Source organism: Pricia antarctica (assembly GCF_900101815.1).
Taxonomy (GTDB): Bacteria; Bacteroidota; Bacteroidia; order Flavobacteriales; family Flavobacteriaceae; genus Pricia; species Pricia antarctica.
In genome coordinates this window covers 1-21,869 of sequence record NZ_FNAO01000012.1, presented here as the reverse complement: position 1 = coordinate 21,869, position 21,869 = coordinate 1, and the positions used below count along the sequence as shown (strand labels likewise).

At 41.3% G+C, this 21,869-nt stretch carries 14 protein-coding genes and 1 tRNA gene; 11 read left to right on the top strand and 4 right to left on the bottom strand.

What is annotated here, in order from left to right:
* Positions 1-28: 28 nt before the first annotated feature.
* Positions 29-1,069 carry a sugar phosphate isomerase/epimerase family protein gene (locus BLT07_RS19115; RefSeq protein WP_091873819.1) on the top strand — a complete coding sequence of 347 codons (1,041 nt, stop codon included), beginning with the start codon at positions 29-31 and terminating at the stop codon, positions 1,067-1,069.
* Positions 1,070-1,086: 17 nt separating this feature from the next.
* Here BLT07_RS19115 and rimM read toward each other — a convergent pair whose 3' ends face one another.
* The 3 genes from rimM to BLT07_RS19100 form a co-directional block, all read right to left on the bottom strand.
* Positions 1,087-1,617, bottom strand: a complete 531-nt coding sequence (gene rimM / locus BLT07_RS19110; RefSeq protein ID WP_091873815.1) for a ribosome maturation factor RimM — start codon at positions 1,615-1,617, stop codon at positions 1,087-1,089.
* 11 nt (positions 1,618-1,628) lie between these two features.
* Positions 1,629-2,555: a 30S ribosomal protein S16 gene (locus tag BLT07_RS21770; protein ID WP_091873811.1), complete on the bottom strand. Its 927-nt coding sequence runs from the start codon at positions 2,553-2,555 to the stop codon at positions 1,629-1,631.
* A gap of 268 nt (positions 2,556-2,823) precedes the next feature.
* On the bottom strand, positions 2,824-4,248 hold the full coding sequence (locus BLT07_RS19100; protein ID WP_091873808.1) for a sulfatase family protein: 1,425 nt from the start codon (positions 4,246-4,248) through the stop codon (positions 2,824-2,826).
* 171 nt (positions 4,249-4,419) lie between these two features.
* Between BLT07_RS19100 and dnaE the strand changes: the two genes are divergently transcribed.
* The 4 genes from dnaE to BLT07_RS19080 all read left to right on the top strand — a co-directional run bounded on the left by dnaE (position 4,420) and on the right by BLT07_RS19080 (position 10,577).
* A complete protein-coding gene (dnaE, locus tag BLT07_RS19095; protein ID WP_091873805.1) occupies positions 4,420-8,805 on the top strand; it encodes a DNA polymerase III subunit alpha in 4,386 nt (1,461 codons plus the stop codon).
* A gap of 100 nt (positions 8,806-8,905) precedes the next feature.
* Positions 8,906-9,223, top strand: a complete 318-nt coding sequence (gene trxA / locus BLT07_RS19090; RefSeq protein ID WP_091873802.1) for a thioredoxin — start codon at positions 8,906-8,908, stop codon at positions 9,221-9,223.
* A gap of 275 nt (positions 9,224-9,498) precedes the next feature.
* Positions 9,499-10,428, top strand: a complete 930-nt coding sequence (locus BLT07_RS19085) for a DUF58 domain-containing protein (RefSeq protein ID WP_091873799.1) — start codon at positions 9,499-9,501, stop codon at positions 10,426-10,428.
* Positions 10,429-10,503: 75 nt separating this feature from the next.
* A tRNA-Asp gene (locus tag BLT07_RS19080) sits at positions 10,504-10,577 on the top strand.
* 385 nt (positions 10,578-10,962) lie between these two features.
* Here the strand turns inward: BLT07_RS19080 and BLT07_RS19070 are convergent.
* On the bottom strand, positions 10,963-12,444 hold the full coding sequence (locus BLT07_RS19070) for a P-loop ATPase, Sll1717 family (protein ID WP_091873793.1): 1,482 nt from the start codon (positions 12,442-12,444) through the stop codon (positions 10,963-10,965).
* A gap of 395 nt (positions 12,445-12,839) precedes the next feature.
* Between BLT07_RS19070 and BLT07_RS19065 the strand changes: the two genes are divergently transcribed.
* The 6 genes from BLT07_RS19065 to BLT07_RS19035 all read left to right on the top strand — a co-directional run bounded on the left by BLT07_RS19065 (position 12,840) and on the right by BLT07_RS19035 (position 21,295).
* Entirely contained in the window at positions 12,840-13,253 is a 414-nt protein-coding gene (locus BLT07_RS19065) for a hypothetical protein (RefSeq protein WP_091873789.1), read from the top strand.
* A gap of 390 nt (positions 13,254-13,643) precedes the next feature.
* Entirely contained in the window at positions 13,644-15,206 is a 1,563-nt protein-coding gene (locus BLT07_RS19055) for a type I restriction-modification system subunit M (RefSeq protein WP_091873781.1), read from the top strand.
* Between the two features lies 1 nt (position 15,207).
* The gene (locus BLT07_RS19050; RefSeq protein ID WP_091873777.1) at positions 15,208-16,440 is read left to right on the top strand and encodes a restriction endonuclease subunit S; all 1,233 of its coding nucleotides are present in this window, start codon (positions 15,208-15,210) and stop codon (positions 16,438-16,440) included.
* Position 16,441: 1 nt separating this feature from the next.
* Positions 16,442-17,791, top strand: coding sequence for a pentapeptide repeat-containing protein (locus BLT07_RS19045; RefSeq protein ID WP_091873773.1), 1,350 nt, complete (start codon positions 16,442-16,444; stop codon positions 17,789-17,791).
* Complete coding sequence (locus BLT07_RS19040; RefSeq protein WP_091873770.1) at positions 17,791-20,628, top strand: type I restriction endonuclease subunit R; 2,838 nt, start codon at positions 17,791-17,793, stop codon at positions 20,626-20,628. Before BLT07_RS19045 ends, BLT07_RS19040 begins: the two co-directional genes overlap by 1 nt.
* A gap of 10 nt (positions 20,629-20,638) precedes the next feature.
* Positions 20,639-21,295 carry a uracil-DNA glycosylase family protein gene (locus tag BLT07_RS19035; RefSeq protein ID WP_091873765.1) on the top strand — a complete coding sequence of 219 codons (657 nt, stop codon included), beginning with the start codon at positions 20,639-20,641 and terminating at the stop codon, positions 21,293-21,295.
* The last annotated feature ends 574 nt before the right edge of the window (positions 21,296-21,869 follow it).

Genomic DNA, 21,869 nt, shown 5'->3' with positions numbered 1-21,869 from the left:
ATGATGCTGTGAACCAAGAACAATCACTATGAAAGACAAAAAATTCACAAGACGAAAATTTGTCGGTACCTCGGCGGCTTTAATGGCAGGCACTACTTTAATGGGATCTTCCGTTTTTGGCGCACCGGCCATTTTAAGATCATTGAAAAAACCAAATTCGTTGATCAACGGCGTACAGATAGGGGTAATTACCTATTCATACCGAAGTATGCCCGATCAAAGTGCGGAGGCTACCTTGAAGTATGTGTTGGATAGCGGCATCAGCGCCATCGAACTGATCGGAGATCCGGCCGAGACCTTTGCGGGGAGAATGGAAAACCCTGTTGACATGTCTGGCCTTTATAAGTTGATGTCGAAGAAAAGAGCTAATGGGCTTACCGGTGCCGAAGAAAAGGAATTCGCCGATATGCAGGCGCAAAGAGCGGATTACGGCAAGCAGGTCTCCGAATGGCGTAAAAATGTGGGTATGGACAAGTTCGTTCAATTCCAGAAAATGTACAAGGATGCCGGGGTGAATATCTACGCCTTTAAACCTAGGGATACTTTTGGAAAAGAGAATAGCGATGCCGATATCGACTGGGGCATGCGCACCGGAAAGGCATTGGGGGCCAGCCATGTGACCGTGGAACATCCGGGGGACAATGTCCAGACCAAAAGATTAGGGGAAATGGCCAAAAAGCATGGTATCTACGTCGCCTATCACGGACATGAACAACAAACCCCGACTTTGTGGGACACCGCTTTAGAGCAATCCAAATTCAACATGCTGAACCTAGATCTCGGACATTACGTCGCCGCCGGAAATTCCGACCCGTTGGCGATTATCAAGACCAATCACGACCGCATTAAAAGTATGCACCTCAAAGATCGGCAAACCCCGGCGCACGACAAGGGAAACCTACCTTGGGGAACGGGAGACACTCCCATAACAGGGGCGCTGCAGATGATACGGGACAATAACTACAAATTTCCGGCAACGGTGGAGTTGGAGTACGAAATACCCGAAGGTTCGGATGCGGTACAAGAAGTAAGAAAATGTTTGGAATACTGTAAAAAGGCCTTGGCGTAATGTTATTTTCGGAATCTTTATCCCATATAGAGTTCCACTAGCCCACTTGGCGTAGAAACCTTTACGATTTTTTTTTCCCGGTCCAGACCTATAAAAATCTCATCGGTAATGGGAATCAGCAGTTGCTTGCCTTCTTTTTCTACCTCGAAAATGGCTTGTGAAGTCGTATCATTGACGCCGGTTATGGTTCCGATGTTTCCGTGTACGGCATCTTCTACGGTAAATCCGGTAATTTCATGGAAGTAAAACTTGTCGCCCTCCAATTTGGGCAACATCGATAGGGGAAGAAAGAGTTGGTGGTTCATAATCCGGTCTGCGGCAGGCTCGTCTTTCACTTCCTCGAAATCGATACGGAGCAATAGCGATTTGTGCAACCGGCAGCGGTCAATAAAAAATGGAACCAGGTTACCGCCCTTCATGGCGATAAGCACTGATTCCATATTTTCGTAGATTTCGGGTTCGTCGGTTTCTATTTTAACGAGTACCTCGCCCTTGTAACTATATTTTGAAACGATTTTACCGAGGTAGAAGCAATCTTCCTTGCGCATCGTTTTCTACTTTATTTCTTGTCCTCTTCTTTTTTGTCGTCCGCTTTTTTAGCCTCTGCAGGAGTAGGCTTGTCGGCATCTTTCTTGGAGAAGTCCTCGTCGGTAACCACTTCTTGAACGCTTGGTGCTTCTGTTTTGGAATCGTCTTTTTTGATTTCTTCCTTCTCGACTACCGGTGCCGCGAAATTATCTTCAGCATTGTCCCTATCTGTTTGTGCGGCTTCTGGGGTTTTAACGACCTCTTCTGTTTCTTTGGCGTTCTCCTTTTTAGCCTCTGGCTTATCGGCCTTTTCGGTTTCTTTAGCGTCCTCTTTTATAACCTTGGGGGTATCGTCCTCGGTCTTTTCCGCAGGTTTTTCTTCTTTCGCCTCGGCTTCGGGTGCTTTTTCCTCGCTTTGCTCGACTTCAGCTTTAGGTTCCGGTGCGGTTTCAGTTACAGCTTCGACTTCTTCGGAAGCATCTCCACCTTCGGGAGTTTCCGGAAGCTCGGCTTCAGTGGCGGCGGCCATACGTTTTTCGTTAATCTCTTTTTCCGCTTTTAGGGCGTCTGCCTTTGCTTTTTCCTTTTCCTTATCCAATCCGCTTACCTTATCGGAAATTTTGGAATCTTTATCTTCCAACCAAGCATTGAATTTTTCTTCCACTTGCTCTTCGGTAAGGGCGCCTTTGCGAAGACCGCCTAAAAGGTGATGTTTCATCATAACACCTCTGTACGAAAGAATATTTCGTGCAGTATCGGTAGGCTGCGCTCCGTTCTGTAGCCATTGAACGGAATTATCAAAATTTAAATCGATGGTGGCGGGGTTGGTATTGGGATTATAGGTACCCAATTTTTCCAAATATTTACCGTCCCTTTTGGCACGGCTATCGGCGGCAACGATCCAATAAAAGGGTTTACCTTTTTTACCGTGTCTCTGAAGTCTAATCTTTACTGGCATATCACATTAATTTTGCAGGGTGCCCGACCCTAATTATTAATTCTTTTTATTTCTCATTTCCGTACTACGACCTTAGTTTTTCTTGAGAAAAGTCGAAGACTGAGCATAAACTCAGGCGGGAATCTGAACGCTTTTTCTTGTAAAGCGGGTGCAAATATACTCCATTTCTTGAAATGGGCAATACTCCGAATTAAATTATTGGCGAAAATCATGATGGGAAAATTTTAAGGGATGGAAATGAAGGGATAGGACTATAAACTGCCACTGTTCACTCCCGCTCTGCCAGCATATCTTTCCCCTTCACTAATTTAGCCTGATGCTCCGTCACAAGGGCATTGATCCGCTCGATAGCTTCCGGATGCTCTTTGGCAATATCGAACTGTTCCGAAGGATCTTCATTTACGTTATATAGGATGGGCGTTGCATGTTCCTGCCGTTCCTCGAACTGTCCATAGGCACCTTCGGTGATAAAATGCGCCTTGTAATCTCCAAGCCGTACGGCATAAAGGTCGGTACCCCGGTAGTAGAACATATTTTTTCTGGGACTTTCCTGTTGCTCGAACAAAGTAGCACTCAGGTCTACTCCATCGATAACACGGTCATCTGGGATTTTCGCACCGCCCAACTTACTGAAAGTGGTAAAAAGGTCCATCGTCGAACCAAGGTCCGTAATCACTGCAGGTTTTATTTTTCCGGGAGACCAGAAGATGGTCGGCTCTCGCATACCACCTTCCCAAGTGGTGCCTTTTCCCGCTCGTAAAAGTCCTGCACTGCCGCCGTGGGTCTTGAAGGGAAGCCAAGGCCCGTTGTCAGAAGTAAAGATTACAATTGTGTTTTCGGTAAGGCCTTCTTCTTTTAAGGCAGCTAATATCTTACCGACGCCGTCATCGATTTCGGCAACTACATCGCCATACAATCCACGTTCGCTCTTTCCCAAAAAACCTTTGGAGGCGAAGAGGGGAATATGCGGCAAGTTGTGCGCCAAATACACCAGAAAAGGTGTGTCCTTATTCTTTTTGATATAGGAAATGGCCTCTTCGGAATAGCGTTTGGTAATCGTGTTTTGGTCGGCGGGGCGTTCGATAATTTCGGTGTTCCGCATCAAGGGTACGTTGTAATCCTCCATTCTGATGGCGGAAGCTCCTTGGTTGGCCGCCTCTTTGTAATCTTGCCCCCCGGTTTTATCCATATCATTGGAGTACGGGATACCAAAATAGTAATCGAATCCGTTGTTGGTGGGCAGGTATTGTTTCTTGTGTCCTAGATGCCATTTTCCGATACAGGCGGTGCTATAGCCCACTTGTTTCAATTGTTCCGCCAAGGTGATCTCTTCGGCGGGGAGTCCGTTTTTCGAATCGGGGAAAAGTACGCGTTGTTTATTGCTGGCCATACCGCTGCGAACTGGAAGCCTTCCGGTGAGTAAGGCCGCCCTGCTCGGGGTACAGACACTTGCCCCCACATAAAAGTTCGTCCATTTTTGGCCTTCGTGGGCCATCCGGTCTAGGTTCGGGGTTTTGATGGTGGGGTGGCCGAACACGCCCAAATCCCCATAGCCAAGATCATCGGCGAAGATGATGACGAAGTTGGGCGGGCGTTTTTGATTGTTTTGCGCGGAGGACACACATATCCCTAGAAAAAGAAATAGAAGGTAGAGGTGACTTGATGGTTTTAAGGGTAAGCTTTTGGCGTTCATATGAATTGGTTTTTTCTGGATTTGAAGATAAAGAATTATCGCCAATATTCCTTGTCTTAAATAAAACGGTAAACGTTAATAACTCCTAAAAAATCATTTTTCAAAACCCTATCCGATTGCCTAATTTTACGGAATAATTTAAATCGCTCCCCAATACTTTAAAAATCCCACATGTACCTAATCTTCGACACCGAAACCACAGGCCTTCCAAAACGCTGGAACGCTCCCATCACTGACACCGACAACTGGCCGCGCTGCGTGCAGATCGCTTGGCAGTTGCACGATGCGATGGGCAATCTGGTCGAGCATCAGGATTATCTGATTCGGCCCGACGGATTCAATATTCCCTACGATGCCGAGCAAATACACGGTATTTCCACAGCTTTGGCGGAGGAGCAAGGGCGTCCCCTGGCCGAGGTTTTGGAAAAGTTCAATACCGCCATAGCCAAAACGAAATTTATTGTCGGCCAGAACGTCGGTTTCGACCTTAATATCATGGGAGCGGAATTCCATCGGTTTGCGGTCGAAAATCCACTGCAGGAACTACCGGTTTTGGATACCTGTACCGAAGAAACAGCGAAGCTCTGCCAGATTCCCGGTGGGCGAGGGGGCAAGTTCAAGCTTCCGACCTTGACCGAGCTTCATGAACATCTTTTTGCAGCCCCTTTTGCAGAGGCGCATAATGCTACGGCCGACGTTGAGGCCACGACACGCTGCTTCCTAGAATTGGTGCGCAGAAAATTCTATCCGATAGAAAAACTGGATGTGCAACCGGATTATTTCCAGAATTTCTCAGAGGCCAATCCACAGGAAATCCAACTCATCGGCCTTAAGCATATCAACCTTAAAAAAGCATCGCAAATACTAGCCGATAAACTGGGTATCCACGAAACGGAGGAAATATCCAAGGAAGAAATCAAGGAAAACATCAAGACTCTTGAGGACGCTCAATTTACGCATCTGCACAATCACAGTCAGTTTTCGGTCTTGCAATCCACCATCAATATTAAGGATCTGGTCAAATCCGCTGCAGATAATCACATGCCGGCGGTCGCCTTGACCGATCATGCGAACATGATGGGCGCTTTCCATTTCGTCAAGGAAGTCGGCGGCCATAATAAGGGTGTGCGCGAAAGAAATCAAACGGCGGAGGAAAATGGGGAGCCCGCTACGGAACAAGAAATCACGCCTATAATCGGTTGTGAATTCTTCGTCTGCGAAGATCATACCAATAAAAATGTAAAGGATTACGGCTATCAGATCGTATTGCTGGCCAAGAATAAAAAGGGGTACCACAACCTATGTAAGATGTCGTCAATCGCCTACACGAACGGATTTTACTACGTGCCGCGTATTGATAGAAAAGTCATTGAGCAATACAAGGAGGATATCATCGTACTGACCGGAAACCTCTACGGCGAAGTACCCGGAAAAGTTTTGAACGTCGGCGAAATCCAGGCTGAGGAAGCTTTGCTTTGGTGGAAGCAGCAGTTCGGCGACGACCTCTATATCGAGATGATGCGCCACGGTCAAGAAGATGAGGACCGTGTAAACCAAGTGCTTTTGCAGTTTGCAAAAAAGCACGATGTTAAACTCGTAGCGACCAACAACACCTATTATTGCGCCCAAGAAGATGCGGAGGCGCATGACATTCTACTCTGCGTGAAGGATGGTGAAAAACAGGCGACGCCCATTGGCCGAGGCCGTGGGTATCGATACGGATTGCCCAACCAAGAGTATTATTTCAAGTCCGGCGACGCGATGAAGGCGCTTTTTAAAGATGTCCCCGAGGCCATTTTAAACGTACAGGAGGTCGTGAATAAAATCGAACCTTTTGAATTGGCTCGCGACGTGCTATTGCCCAAGTTCGATATCCCCTCGGATTTTAAGGTGGCGGAAGACCAAGCGGATGGTGGAAATCGTGGGGAAAATGCCTATTTAAGGCACCTCACTTATGAAGGGGCCAAAAAGCGTTATGCCCAAATCACCCCAGAAATTGGCGAGCGTATCGATTTCGAGCTGGATACCATCAAAAACTCCGGCTATCCCGGCTATTTCTTGATTACGGAAGATTTTATTCGCGAGGCCCGAAATATGGATGTTTCCGTAGGACCTGGACGAGGTTCCGCTGCCGGTTCGGTAGTGGCGTACTGCCTTAGGATTACCAATATCGACCCCTTAAAGTACGATTTGCTTTTCGAGCGGTTCTTGAATCCCGATCGGGTGTCCATGCCCGATATCGATATTGATTTCGATGATGAGGGCAGGGGGCGTGTGATGGATTACGTCATCAAGAAATACGGTGCAAACCAAGTGGCGCAGATCATTACTTACGGTACCATGGCCGCAAAATCTTCCATCCGTGATACGGCGCGGGTGCTTGATTTGCCTTTGGGCGATGCCGACCGGATTTCAAAGCTGATCCCGACCATGTCTAAACTGAGCAAGATTTTCGGATTTTCGGATGCCGACCTGAAAAAGAAGTTCCGTCCTGATGATCTAGTGAAAGTCAATCAATTATTGAACATTGCCGAGACCGATGATCTCGAAGGCCAGACCGTCAATATGGCCCGAATACTCGAAGGTTCGGTTCGAAATACGGGTATCCACGCCTGTGGGGTCATCATCACTCCCGACGATATTACCAATTTCGTTCCGGTAGCCACCGCTAAGGATTCCGACCTCTACGTTACCCAATTCGACAATTCCGTTGTCGAAAGTGCGGGACTGTTAAAGATGGATTTCCTCGGATTGAAAACCTTAACCTTAATAAAGGATACCGTAAAGATTGTAAAAGCCAAGCACGGTATCGATTTGGTGCCGGACGATTTTCCGTTGGACGATGAGAAGACGTATGAACTGTTTCAGCGGGGCGATACGGTAGGCATATTCCAGTATGAATCCCCCGGCATGCAGAAGCACATGAAGGATCTGAAGCCATCCGTTTTCGATGATTTGATTGCCATGAACGCGCTTTACCGTCCGGGGCCCATGGAGTATATTCCGAGTTTTATCCGAAGAAAACATGGGGACGAAGAGATAGCCTATGACCTTCCGGATATGGAAGAGTATCTAAAGGAAACCTATGGTATTACAGTGTATCAGGAGCAGGTGATGCTATTGTCCCAAAAACTGGCCGGATTTTCGAAGGGTGACGCGGACGTCCTTCGGAAAGCGATGGGAAAAAAGATATTTGCGGTACTGCAAAAAATGAAACCGCAATTTTTGGAGGGTGGAGCAGCTAAGGGACATCCAAAGGAAACTTTAGAAAAAATATGGAAAGACTGGGAAGCTTTCGCCGCCTATGCCTTTAATAAAAGCCACTCTACCTGTTATGCCTACATCGCCTATCAGACCGCGTATCTGAAAGCCCATTACCCCGCCGAATATATGGCGGCGGTGCTGTCGAACAATATGAACGACATCAAACAGGTGACGTTTTTTATGGAAGAATGTAAGCGGATGGGCCTTCAAGTGCTCGGCCCCGACGTCAACGAATCCTACTATAAGTTCGCGGTCAACAAAGCTGGGGCCGTACGCTTCGGGATGGGAGCCATCAAAGGGGTAGGCCGTTCCGCAGTGGAAACCATTGTTGCCAACCGTAAGGAAGATGGGCATTACAAGTCCGTTTTCGACATGGCCAAACGTATTGATCTGCGCTCCGCCAACAAAAAGGCCTTTGAAAGTCTAGCGGTCGCCGGCGGTTTCGATTCCTTCGGAGCGGCCCATCGCGCCCAGTATTTTAAAGACGAAGGCGATGGGGTGACCTTCTTGGAAAAAGTGGTCAAATACGGTGCAAAATTCCAGGAGAACGAGAACTCCGCCCAAGTAAGCCTTTTCGGGGATTCCAGCGAAGTGCAGATTGCCGAGCCCACCGTACCGCCCTGTGAGGAATGGGGCACGATGGAAAAGCTGCGACGTGAAAAAGAAGTGGTCGGCATCTATATTTCCGGTCATCCGCTGGACGATTTTAGAACTGAGATCGATGCGTTCTGCAACGCTGAGGTGTCCTCTGTGAATACCTTGGAAAATTACGTGAACCGCGAACTGGCGCTTGCCGGTGTGATTACCGATGTACAGCATCGTGTCTCCAAAAACGGTAAGGGATGGGCTTTGTTTACCATGGAAGATTATTCCGAATCCTATGAATTCCGGATTTTCGGGGAGGAATATCTCAAGTTCCGCCATTTTTTGATGATCAACTCATTCGCCTACATAAAGGTTTTTGTAAAGGAAGGTTGGACCAACCGGGACACCGGCCAAAAAGGAGAACCGCGACTACAATACAACAGTTTTATGCTGTTGCAAGAAGTAATGGAAACCTACGCCAAAAAACTGACCATCAAACTGAATATCGATGAACTGAAAGAAGAAGGCATCCATCGGTTAAAGGATACTTTGGTGATGCACAAAGGCAGCCATCCGCTGAATTTTGTTGTTTATGAGATGGATCAGCAGATAAAGGTCAGGCTTTCAAGCCGAAAGCAGAAAGTACAGATTTCGAGCGAACTTTTGATAAGTTTGAAGGAAAATGAAGTGCATTATACCCTGAATTGATTGGATACCCTAATACCGTTATAGTCAAAAGCAATACGTATGGAGTAAGGAAAACAGGGAATATTTGACTAAGTTTGCATAATCATTAAAAGTAGAAATTATGGCATTAGAAATAACGGACGCCACTTTTGACGAAGTAGTCCTTAAAAGCGATAAACCGGTAATAGTAGATTTTTGGGCGGCATGGTGCGGTCCCTGTAGAATGGTAGGCCCGATTATCGATGAGGTGAGTACCGAATACGAGGGCAAAGCCGTTGTTGGTAAAGTGGACGTAGACGCCAACCAAGAATTCGCAGCTAAATACGGGGTTCGGAATATACCCACTGTACTTGTATTTAAAGACGGTGAAATCGTGAATAGGCAAGTAGGGGTTTCTCCCAAGAAAGCGTATACCGATGCGATTGATGCGGTGTTGTAGACATTCTGACTCCTGAAAGGGAATCGAGACTTAAAAATCCTGCCTTGGCGGGATTTTTTGATTGGGTAGGTCAAGGTATGGTAAGTCCGCCAGATTAGATTTGAGGTTTAATCGTTACCTCATAGCTGTCTAAGGTTGAAAGTATTTATACCTTGAACATTGAATTTCCGAAAGCAGATTGAACTTTTAATCATTTGAATCTACTAAGGTCGAAATTAAGGTAGGGTATCAACCAAGCACTCTTCTCCCATCCCAAAAACCCCTATCTTAGCGGTATGAACCTGCAATCCGAGTTAAATAAAGCTTCCCTTTTCCAGAACTTGGAGCTTTTGGCCAATCAGGTGGTCGAGGGCTTTATCAGTGGTATCCATAAAAGTCCGTTTCATGGCTTTTCCGCCGAGTTCGCCGAACATAAAACCTACAACAACGGCGAAAGCACCAAGCACATTGACTGGAAGCTTTTTGCCAAGACCGATAAGCTCTACACTAAACGATACGAAGAGGAAACCAACCTGCGGTGCCATATGATATTGGACAGCTCGGCTTCCATGTACTATCCCGAAGTAAAAAATTTGGGCATCGACAACCTCAACAAAATCGGATTTGGGGTATTGGCGATCGCCGCCCTGATGAATGTCTTGAAGCGACAAAGGGATGCTGTCGGCCTGAGCGTGTATTCGGATGCGTATGACTATTTTTCTCCTGAAAAGGGTAGCGAACGTCATCACCAGATGCTACTGGCCAAGCTCAGCGAGATAGCTTTGGATACCAAACCGGCGCAGCAGACAGAAACCTACACCTATCTGCATCTCATCGCCGAAAAAATCAAGCGCCGTAGCCTTATCTTTTTGTTTACCGATATGTTCCAGACCGAAACAGACGATTCAACCTTGTTCGAGGCGCTCAGGCATTTGAAACATAATAAGCACGAGGTGGTATTGTTCCATCTGTTGGATAAAGAGACAGAAGTACGCTTCGATTTTGAAAACACCCCGAAACGTTTTTTGGATGTAGAGACCGGGGAGCATATCGATTTATACTCAGATGCCATCAAAGAGGCTTACGAAACCCGTGTAACCCATTACTTTGAAGACCTGAAGTTGAAATGTGCCCAATACCGTATCAAGTATGTTGGTGTTGATATCGGGGGCGATTTTTCAACGGTATTGAACACCTTTATGACCGAGCGGCAGAACTTTCTATAAGGCTTCGGATTATTTTGCAAAAAATTGTTTGCGCAATTCAATAACCGATGTATATTTGCAATCGCTAAACGCCACGGTCTGGTAGTTCAGTTGGTTAGAATACCTGCCTGTCACGCAGGGGGTCGCGGGTTCGAGTCCCGTCCAGACCGCAGAATAAAACCTCAATCATTTGTATATCAAATGAATGGGGTTTTTTTATTTTCAATTTCGTACGGTTTTTGTACGGTCACGAAAATTAATTACGGTTTTCATTATTTTACAGGAGAATAAGGTCATTCACCTCTCGGCCATTGCCTACAAGCTGATAGAGTACCTGAGATTCCTTGAAAAAAATTCAAAAAGCGGGACGAGGCGGCTTGTATTGGCAACAGTACTTAAAAGTGTACTTCGATTGTTCCCTGCTTCTGCAGAGCATCTAAAATTGGCTTTCTAACTTCTGAGCTGATAAGAAAAAAGCCCCTTAATGAGGCTTAAATTGATAGATTTTTGTACGGATTAGGGGTTTGTGCAACGTTATCACTGTTGCGAGTAGTTTTATTCGCGATATGTGTGCAATCCCTTAATTAATCCCGAATGTAATTCAGCTTTCATTCTTGGCTCATAGTTGGATTTTTCATTTCTAATTATGGAATATAGTTCCATCCTAGATTTTGTAAAATTTACATTTTGAATAATACCTAATTCGTATAAATATCTTAATAATGCCTCTGGACTTTTATTTAAGTTTCTATTTCCACTTTGAAAGAATTTAGTCTTAAACGCTGAAGCAGCGAAAGGTTTTGTTCCAATTGTTCGTAAAAGTGTAAATAATGTGTTCGTGTTTGGTATTACTGGTGCAATCTCATTTTTAAGTTCATCAATTAACCATGAAGAATATTCTTTTTCAGCTGCGTTAAAGGTCTCATAATCTAATTTTTTAGAGGCTTTGGCTTGCTCTTGAACCTTAATACAAAATTGGACCAAATCCCTTGGCCTATGAAAGGTTCGATGAATTATATATCTAAATGGCTCAATCGGTTTACCATTTTCCGTAAGCTTAATAAAATTTCTATTAAATATGTAGAAAAATGATTTGTCTCCATCTAATTCTTCGACGCTATTTTGTATGCGGGCATTAATTAATTGTAATAACGGCGGATTGTTCCAATCTGTCCGATTTGTTATTGCCCAATTTATATGATAAGTGTGATAATCAAATTTTGCACTATCTGGGTCGTGACTACTGAAATGATAAAAAATATCTGAACGCAAGTAGCCTAAAACTTTTGTTTGTGGTGAAATAGGCGATATAGTTGAGTTTAAAGCATAAATTACTTTGAATAAACTTATCAAGGATTCAAAGTATTTTTTGTTATCAATATACAAAGTGTAATTGTCATCAAGTTGGTCGAATTGAATTAGATATGGTCTTTTGCTAATTTCAATATTTTCCAATACTAAAAACTCTAATCTTATATTTATTTCAGAGATATTATCTAATCCATCGTCAATTTTTAATGTGGATTCACTTGAACTTTTAGGTCCGATGCCTTTATATTGTAATCCAAATTCCGTCTTTTTTGTGTGGGTTGTGATTTTAGAATGTAAATCTTTCAAATTTTTGCCGAATCGTTCATTTACAAATTCAACCAATTCTTTATAAACTTCTGTATTAGGTTCATACTGTTGGTCGAGCACGATTTGTTTAGCAAACTCACTTAAAATAATGTATTTCCAAATACTTTGATATTGATTTGGTCTTGTAAAATCGTCGTCAGACAATCGCAGTAATTTTTCAAATGGAAAACTTCTAAATGATAAATTGCTGATTAGAATTGCTTTTTCAAATTGTCTATTATAAATCCAATTATAAATAGCTGATTTACCCGTACCTTTTCTTCCAATTATGAAAAAGGTTTTTTCTTCAACTATTTCGTTCCAATATCCTTGGTCTAAAAAGTAATTTTCCAAATTAGAATCGTATAATCCATCTGGATTACCAAAATCAGTTTGTAATAATGCTGTTAATGCGTTCATTGTTTTTGTATTATTTACAACTTGTTGAAATGCGTACCGGTACGTATATGGTTATTTTGAATCGATATATAATCTAATAGATTTTAAATCACTTTGAAGTAACTTTAATTTGTAAGGGCATTATTTTTCCGTTACTGTGCATCCGTTCTCCAAATAGTTAATATAATCAGATTGGAAAGTAATGATTTATCGGGGGATTTAGAAAAAATATTGTAAGTTTCATGTCAACGATATCCCAAATTAGTCACCCAAAAGCATTAATTGAAGTAGCTTAAATGGCAGTATCTATAAGCTTTTTTTGTAATTGTTAGCTTCAAAAACCACCGATTCATTAAATTCACCTAATCTTTAGAAAATCAATTTACTGACCCCAAATCTTAACCCACCGTTTCATTATGACCTATTTAGAACACCAATTCAATAAAAAAGGGCAACCAATATGCGCAATCTGCGCCGTAGCCTACGATAAGCTATTATTGCACGTAAACAAAAGGCATGGCCTAAATGCTCAGGAGTATAAGGTCAGGTTTGGTCTTAATCCTAGAAAAGGTATTCAGAGCCGCAAGCTTCAAAAACTTATGCGTAAGGCTGCCTTAGCGAACTATGACAAGGTCATTATGCAGAACCTCATCATCGGAGGCATTTCCAGCCGTTTTAAGGAAGGTAATACCGCAACCGACATAGAACGTGTCAGGGAAACAAGTAGGGAGCGTATGACCCTCCAATGGGCGAGGAAAAAACAGTCAAATAATATGGGTGTGGTGCAATTAGCCACGGAGATAGCAAGACAACTCAGAAATTTAAAATAGAAAGGTTTTAAAAAATGCTATATGCACTTGTTATCGTTTCCATACCTACGTTTGAGACCCCACCCCCTCAAAAGGAAATCGATTTATCCAACCCCTCGGGGGTATCGATTCAAACCGGCAACTTTAAATTTTGGACTTTTTTTTCACCGCTTTGCGTCAAGACTTACTATTTAAATACGAAGGATATAATTTAGTTCCATTTTAACCCTATGGTCTTGATAAGCAGTAGATTGTCTTATACAATTTTGCGGTTGAGATTGTTTTGCCTACCATTATTTAGTGCCGCCTTTCTCTAAATTCCCAATACCAAGCATAGGGTTTTAGTAAATATCTTTCTTGAATAACCCTATATTTGAAACCACCGATATATTTTCCTACTAACCATCGAACATGTCAGAAGAACAAAAAAAACTACTTGAAGCTCAATTGTGGAACATTGCCAATGAATTAAGAGGCAAAATGGATGCCGACGAATTCCGTGATTACATATTAGGATTTATCTTCTACAAATACCTTTCCGAGAAGCAATACCTATACGCTAACCAACTTTTAGAAACAGAGAAGGTAAAGGACTACCATAAGGTTACTAATATGGAGGACTTACAAGCCATACGTGAAGAATCCCTACTGAAACTTGGATACTTTTTAAGGCCAGATGAACTATTTAATTTTATAGCCAAAAAGGGTAACGCAAACACCGAGACCGAAAGTAACTTTATACTGGCCGATTTAGAGGGCATCCTTAACAGTATAGAGCAGAGTACAATGGGTACAGAAAGTGAGGATGACTTCAATAAACTGTTCGAAGACCTAGACCTCAACAGTACCAAACTAGGCAGAAGCACAGAGGCAAGAAACAGTTTAATTTCTAAGGTACTACTACATCTAGATAAAATTGATTTCGCATTAGAGGATGCCGATTCAGACGTTTTGGGTGATGCTTATGAGTATCTTATATCCCAATTTGCCAGTGGTGCAGGTAAGAAGGCAGGGGAGTTCTATACCCCACAGCAGGTGTCCAAAATACTGGCAAAGATTGTAACCACAGGTAAGAAAAGGCTAAAAAGCGTATACGATCCCACATGTGGCAGTGGTTCCTTGTTATTGCGGGTAGCCAGAGAGGTTGAGGTTGACGAGTTTTTCGGTCAAGAGTTGAACCGTACCACTTACAACTTGGCGAGGATGAACATGATTTTGCATGATGTTCATTACCGTAATTTTGATATAAAGCAGGAAGATACCTTAGAGCAACCTCAGCATTTAGACCAGAAATTTGAAGCTGTAGTGGCCAACCCACCTTTTTCAGCTAAATGGAGGGGCAAGAATAACCCATTGAATGAGAACGATGAACGTTTTAGCCAGTACGGGCGTTTAGCACCTACCAGTAAGGCAGACTTCGCTTTTTTACAGCATATGCTATACCAATTAGCGGAAAATGGCACCATGGCCTGTGTATTGCCACATGGGGTATTATTTAGGGGTGCAGCGGAAGAGACTATAAGAAAGTATATTATAAAAGACCTCAACTACTTAGATACCGTTATTGGCCTACCTGCCAACATCTTTTATGGTACTAGCATACCCACCTGTATTTTGGTGCTAAGTAAATGCAGGGTCAATGATGATGATATTTTATTCATTGATGCCTCCCAAAGTTTTGATAAGGACGGCAATAAAAACCTATTGACCGACGAACATGTAGATACTATTATACAAACATATAGGGAGCGTACGACCTTGGATAAATACAGTTATGTAGCAAAGTTAGATGAAGTTAAAGAAAACGATTATAACTTAAATATACCCCGTTATGTGGATACCTTTGAAGAAGAGGAACCTGTAAATTTGGATGAGGTTTCCAGCGCCTTGAGGGATTTAGAAAAGGACATTGCGGAAACCGATACTACCATTATCGATTTTTGTAAGCAACTGAACATTCCATCACCGTTTTAGGATGAAGAAATTTAAACGTGTACCTATATTAAGGTTTGACGATTTTTGCGAGCAATGGGTGAAAAAGAAGTTGAAGAATGTATCTAAAATAACCTCTGGAGGAACTCCGAATAGGAGTAAACCAGAATACTGGAATGGCAATATTCCATGGATAACGACATCTCTTGTGCATTTTAACAATATTAACTCCGCAGATGAATTTATTACATCTCAGGGATTAAATAATTCTTCGGCAAAAATTTTTCAGATTGGGACGATTTTGATGGCAATGTATGGCCAAGGAAAAACTAGAGGTCAAGTTGCTATACTAAATATAGAGGCTTCAACCAATCAGGCTTGTGCAGCCATTATTACCGGAAATGAAATAAACGAATTTTTTTTATTTCAAGTTCTATCACACCATTATAAAAAGATTAGAAACTTAAGCAATAGTGGTGGACAAAGAAACCTTAGCGCGAGTTTGATTGGGGATTACCTCATAGATTACCCAACACTTTCGGAGCAGAAAAAAATAGCCTCCTTTCTTTCATCGGTAGATAAAAAAATAAGGCAATTACAACAAAAGAAAACCCTTTTAGAGCAATTTAAGAAAGGGGTGATGCAACAATTGTTTTCTCAAAAGTTACGGTTTAAACGGTCCGATGGCGGCGATTACTCAGATTGGGAGGAGAGTAAGTTAGCCAACGTATTGTATGAACATAAGACTAAAAATAGTAATGATTCACTAGATGAAGTCTTTTCTGTTGCTAAGAAAAAAGGGGTAATAAATCAGTTAAAACATTTAGGTCGGTCTTATTCTGCCAAAAGTATTTCCCATTATAAAATAGTAAATCCCGTTGATGTCATATATACAAAAAGTCCTACTAAGGACTTCCCTTATGGTATTATCAAGCAAAATCTAACAGGCAGAACAGGTGTTACTTCTCCATTATATGTGGTACTCAAACCTATTAATAAAAATATCGGATTTATGCTTCACAATTATTTTTTATCATGGGTTAATACTTATAATTATCTGAATCCTTTGGTTCAAAAAGGGGCCAAAAACACAATGAATATTAATAATACCGATTTCTTAAACGGAGCTAAAATTGGTTTGCCTGTTTCTGGGGAAGAACAAACCAGAATCGCTAATTTTTTAAATGCAATTGATAAAAAAATAGGTTTGGTCAATTCCCAATTAGAACACACCCAACAGTTTAAAAAAGGGCTGTTGCAGCAAATGTTTATTTAGTATGAAAAAAAAAACGCTTACAGTTCATGATTTGGACGTTGCTATTACTTCTCCTGATAGAACATTACTGTCATTTAAAAATAGGACTATAATAGGCAAATTAAATTTAAAGCTACTAAAGCGAGATATACATTTCACACATTGTGAATTTGAGGAAGAATTTATTCTTGAAGGAGATTCAGAGACTAAATTATCCATTTCGAATGAAATAAAATTTGAGAATTGCCTTTTTAAGGAAAAAGTTCAGGTAAAAAATGTAGAATTTAATAAAAAGGTAGAATTTGGCCCTGTTTCAAATGAGGGTACAATTTCAGATAGGGATGATACAAAATTTACAAAAGAATTTTCCTTAGAAAATACCGAATTTAATGAAAAAGCTTCATTCCAGAAATGTCATTTTTTTGGCAAGACCAACTTTTACAATACCTCATTTAAGGAATATGTCAGTTTCTGGAATTGCACGTTTGCGGAGAATGTAATTTTTTTAAATACAAAGTTTCATAAAACGGCTATTCTCTCTGATATTATTTTCCAAGGAAATGCTCTTCTCACCTATACGCTAATAGAAAATGTCCTGACGCTCCGTGGTTCTAAATTTAAAAAGGGACTAGATTTATCACTGGCATATATCCAAGGAAAAATTACGGCCAATGATATTGAATTTGAAAAATGGAAAGGATTCAAAACGTTGGAGGAGGAATTGAAAAATAAAGAGGATAACGCTTTGGCAAAAAAATTCCATAGCCTTCTTTATCCTGATGAAAAAAACGGAGACAGTAAAATTTCTGTTATTAAAGATTTCTATAAGAATGAAAATGCGGATGTATATCAATGTGCGGTACGCAGGGAGGGCCACATTCCTTTCCGAAATAAAATTGAGACCTTTAAAATTCTTGGTAAGCTATATAAGGAAAATAACGATATAGTTCAGGGTTTGGAGGTTCGAAAATTTGAAAAGAAAACCTTGAAAGAATTTTATAAGAGTAAAGGAGCCTTTAAGTTTTTGGTTAATAGATTCATTTTGGGGTTAAATGGATTGTCGAATATTTATGGCACATCATTTTTGAGAGGTATTGTTTTCACCTTTTTAGGTAGTTCTATTATTTTTTATATTATGCTTACACTCACAGAGGAATATGTGATTTTGTGTACAAACTGTGATTTTGATTGGCAGGTTTTTGAAGAAGTGGTTAAGTACTATTTTATATCCCTAGATCCAACGCATAAATCTGATTTTATTGAAACGAGCTTGGCACCATCTGGTTTTTTTCAAATTTTCAATTTTGCCCAACGTATTTTTGTCAGCTATGGGCTTTTCCAAATTGTTCAAGCTTTCCGAAAATTTAGATAATGACCACACAACCAGAGTATATCTTAGAAGAAAATCTAGTCAACCAATTAAAGGAACTTGGGTATAAAAAAGTGGTCATTAAGGATGAGGCGGCCCTTATCAAAAATCTAAAAAACAAACTCGAAAAGCACAATAAAGCCACATATTCAGAAAGCGAGTTTAAACAAATTCTGAATGTCCTCTCTAAAGGCAATATCTATGAAAAGGCCAAAACATTACGGGATAGAATCACCTATGCCAAAGATAATGGCGATACAGGTTATATAGAGCTAATTGATCAGGTGCATTGGTGCAAGAACCAATACCAAGTTACCCACCAAATAAACATGGAGGGGTCTTATAAAAACCGCTATGACGTAACTATCTTGATCAACGGCTTGCCATTAGTCCAGATAGAGCTAAAGAAACGGGGTCTGGAAATGAAGGAGGCCTTCAATCAGATAAATCGTTACGAACGGCATTCCTTTGGCTCTGGTAGAGGTTTGTTTCAGTATATACAGCTTTTCGTAATCAGTAACGGGGTAAACACTAAGTACTTCGCGAACAATCCTGTAAAAGCAAGGTCCTTTAAACAGACTTTCTTTTGGGCATCAGAGGACAATATGATTATTACCCAGTTGAGGGATTTCTCGAATACATTTTTGGAACCTTGCCATCTATCCAAAATGATTACCAAATATGTAGTGCTGAATACGGCCAACATTCTCATGGTGTTGAGACCTTACCAGTATTATGCGACCGAGACAATTGTAGAGCGTGTAAAGACCAGTTCCAAGTTTGGGTACATCTGGCACACCACGGGATCGGGCAAAACGCTTACATCCTTTAAAACAGCCCAAATTCTTACAAATCTTAATGGGGTACATAAGGTTGTATTTGTAGTTGACCGTAAAGATTTGGATTATCAGACCATCAGGGAGTTCAACAGCTTTAGCGAGGGTAGTATAGATGCTACCAATAATACCTCAGCTTTGGTAAAGCAATTAAGTAACGATACCAAGCTTATAGTAACCACCATCCAGAAACTGAATACGGCCATTGTGAACCCCAAACATCTTAATAAGATGGAGGGTTTGAAAGAAAAAAAGGTTGTCTTCATTTTTGATGAGTGCCACCGTAGCCAGTTCGGGGAGACCCACAACAGAATAAAAGCATTTTTTGAAAATAGCCAGATGTTCGGGTTTACGGGCACACCCATATTTGCAGATAATTCGGTGAAGAACGCCTTGGGTAAACGCACCACCAAAGACCTATTTGAAGAATGTTTGCATAAATACGTGATTACGGATGCCATTAGGGATAGGAACGTCTTAAAGTTCTCCATTGAGTACATGAGCACCGTAAAGCTCAAAGAGGATGTGGTTGACCTAAATGTGGAGGATATCAATACCGCTGAGGTAATGGAAGCCCCAGAACGTCTTGAAAACAATGCTGACTTCATTATAAAGAACCATAATAGAAAAACCCACAGCAAAAAGTTTACCGCCATTTTCTGTGTGCAGAACGTAAAGACACTCATCAAATATTACGAGATTTTACAAAGAAAAAAGGAAGAAGGCTTGCATGATCTAAGGGTGGCGACAATATTTTCTTACCAAGCCAACCAATTGGATGAGGATGCCACGGGCTTCATACCAGATGAGGATTATGAAGATTTTAGGGTAGGTGAGCCAGTTCTGCAATATGACACCAAACACACAAGGGAAAAGCTGGACGATTTCATTGATAATTACAATGCCATGTTTCGGACCAACTATTCCACCAACGAATTTTACGGGTATTACAAGGATATTGGTAAACGGGTTAAAAACAAGCAAGTAGATGTGCTCTTGGTGGTGAACATGTTCTTGACTGGTTTTGATAGTAAATTGCTAAATACCATTTACGTAGATAAGAACCTAAAGCATCATGGCCTAATTCAAGCATACTCCCGTACGAACAGGATTTTGGACGAGGTGAAGTCTCAGGGCAATGTTGTAGCCTTTAGAAACCTAAAGGAGGCTACCGATGAGGCGATTACCTTGTTTTCGAACAAGGATGCCATAGAAGAAATAATTATTCAGCCCTACGAGGATTATATCGAAGATTTCAATGAAGCGGTGGAAAAGGTTTTGGAGATAGCACCTACTTTCGATAGCGTTAACGACCTGATTTCTGAGGAAGAGGAGTTGGAGTTCGTAAAAGCGTTCAGGCAACTGATGCGGGTCAAGAACGTCCTAAACACCTTTACCGAGTTCAGTCATGAAGATCTGGGGATGGACGAGCAAACATTTGAAAATTATAAAAGCAAGTACCTAGACCTTTATGACACCATACGATCGGAGACTCAAAAAGAAAAAGTGTCCATATTAGATGACATTGATTTTGAATTGGAACTGATACGCAGGGATGAGGTCAATGTAGCCTATATCCTCACCCTTTTGGCAAAGCTATACGAGTCACAACCGAAGGAACAGGAACAGCAACGCAAAGCAATTTCAGACATGCTATCCTCGGAGGCACAGCTTAGAAGTAAAAAAGAGCTTATAGAGCGATTCATTGAGGAAAACTTACCGCTGATCAGGGATTCGGATTTAGTCGCGGATGAATTCGATAGTTTCTGGACCAACGAAAAAAAGAAGGCGATCAAAAACCTCAGCCAAGAAGAAAACTTGGACAACAAGCGTTTGATAGATACCATCAGTAATTACTTATTTACCCAAAAGGAACCTTTAAGAGATGAAGTCATAGCCGTAATGAAGGAACGACCAAGCCTACGGGAACGTGCAACCTCATCAGAGCGTGTACTGGCTAAAATAAAGGGGTTCATTGAAACTTTTATAGAGGGTATGGGATAAAGTAAGTACTATGAATAAAGAACTTCTTGCAGCAATACCTCAAAAATTATGGGATGTAAACGGCGCCGTATTTTATTCAGGTTCGAAGGCATTTGAAGGGAAAAAGCCAGTTTACTTATTAGGGATTAACCCAGGCGGTAAGTTGGAAGACAACCTTGATCAAACAATAAAATCGCATACGGTAAAAATTGGAGGTAAAGAGTTTTGGTCCGAGTATGCTGATGAGGTTTGGACCAGTAAGAATGCAGGAGAATCTCCTCATCAAAGAAGGGTCGTGCATCTTCTCAATTCTTTAGGGTTAGAACCGCAACTGACCCCTGCCAGTAATATGATATTTCAGCGTTCTAGATTGGAAAGAGATATTGCAGAAGATTTCAACGATTTAGCGGGTTTGTGTTGGCCGTTCCATGAAAAGGTGATAGATGCCTTGGAAGTAAAAAACATAATTTGTTTTGGTAAGAGAGTAGGGGGCTTTGTTCGTTCTAAGTTAAACGCCTCAGATTTGATTGACACTTTTACGGAAAACAATAAAAGGAAATGGCAAACTAATATCTATAAGAACACGCAGGGTTTGACCGTAATTTTAACAACCCATCCTAGTAGGGTAAATTGGTTGAATCCTAATTCAGACCCTACGCCATTAATTAAGAGACATCTAATTCATTGAGATGGGCGCATAGAACCTCAAAGAAGATAGTTGAGGTGATTCAGGTATAATATTTGAAGATTATCAGGGTCAGCACGTAAGACTCTTGACCTTAAGAACATGCTAGAGGTCGAAAGCATGCACCCCATAAAAGCGAGGTTACTAACCAGTGTAGGAACTTAATTATAGTTGCCGTTTTAATAATTTTCTAACATATGGATGATGTTGATGTAACCGACTATACGAGAACACTATATCAAAATGAAATGTTGCACGCTGCGAATTTTATTCATGTTTTGAGGTTTGCGGTCTTGACAATATTACCTAATTGATTTTGTGAATTGCAACCTATAAAAAAGGAATTAATCGTCAAGAAATACATACTTTTTTGGTGTATAAAGCTTTGCGCAAATTTTATAATTATGACAAGCTATAAAAAGAATCTATAAAAAGGTATTGTAATTAGAAATCACATAAAGTTCTCCAACAAATAAATCCTAGAGAGTGTAAACTGAACTCTGTCTGAAATAAATTTAATCATTAATTTTATTCAGACAGAACCATGAGAAAAGAAGAACAAACGGAATTCGAGAAA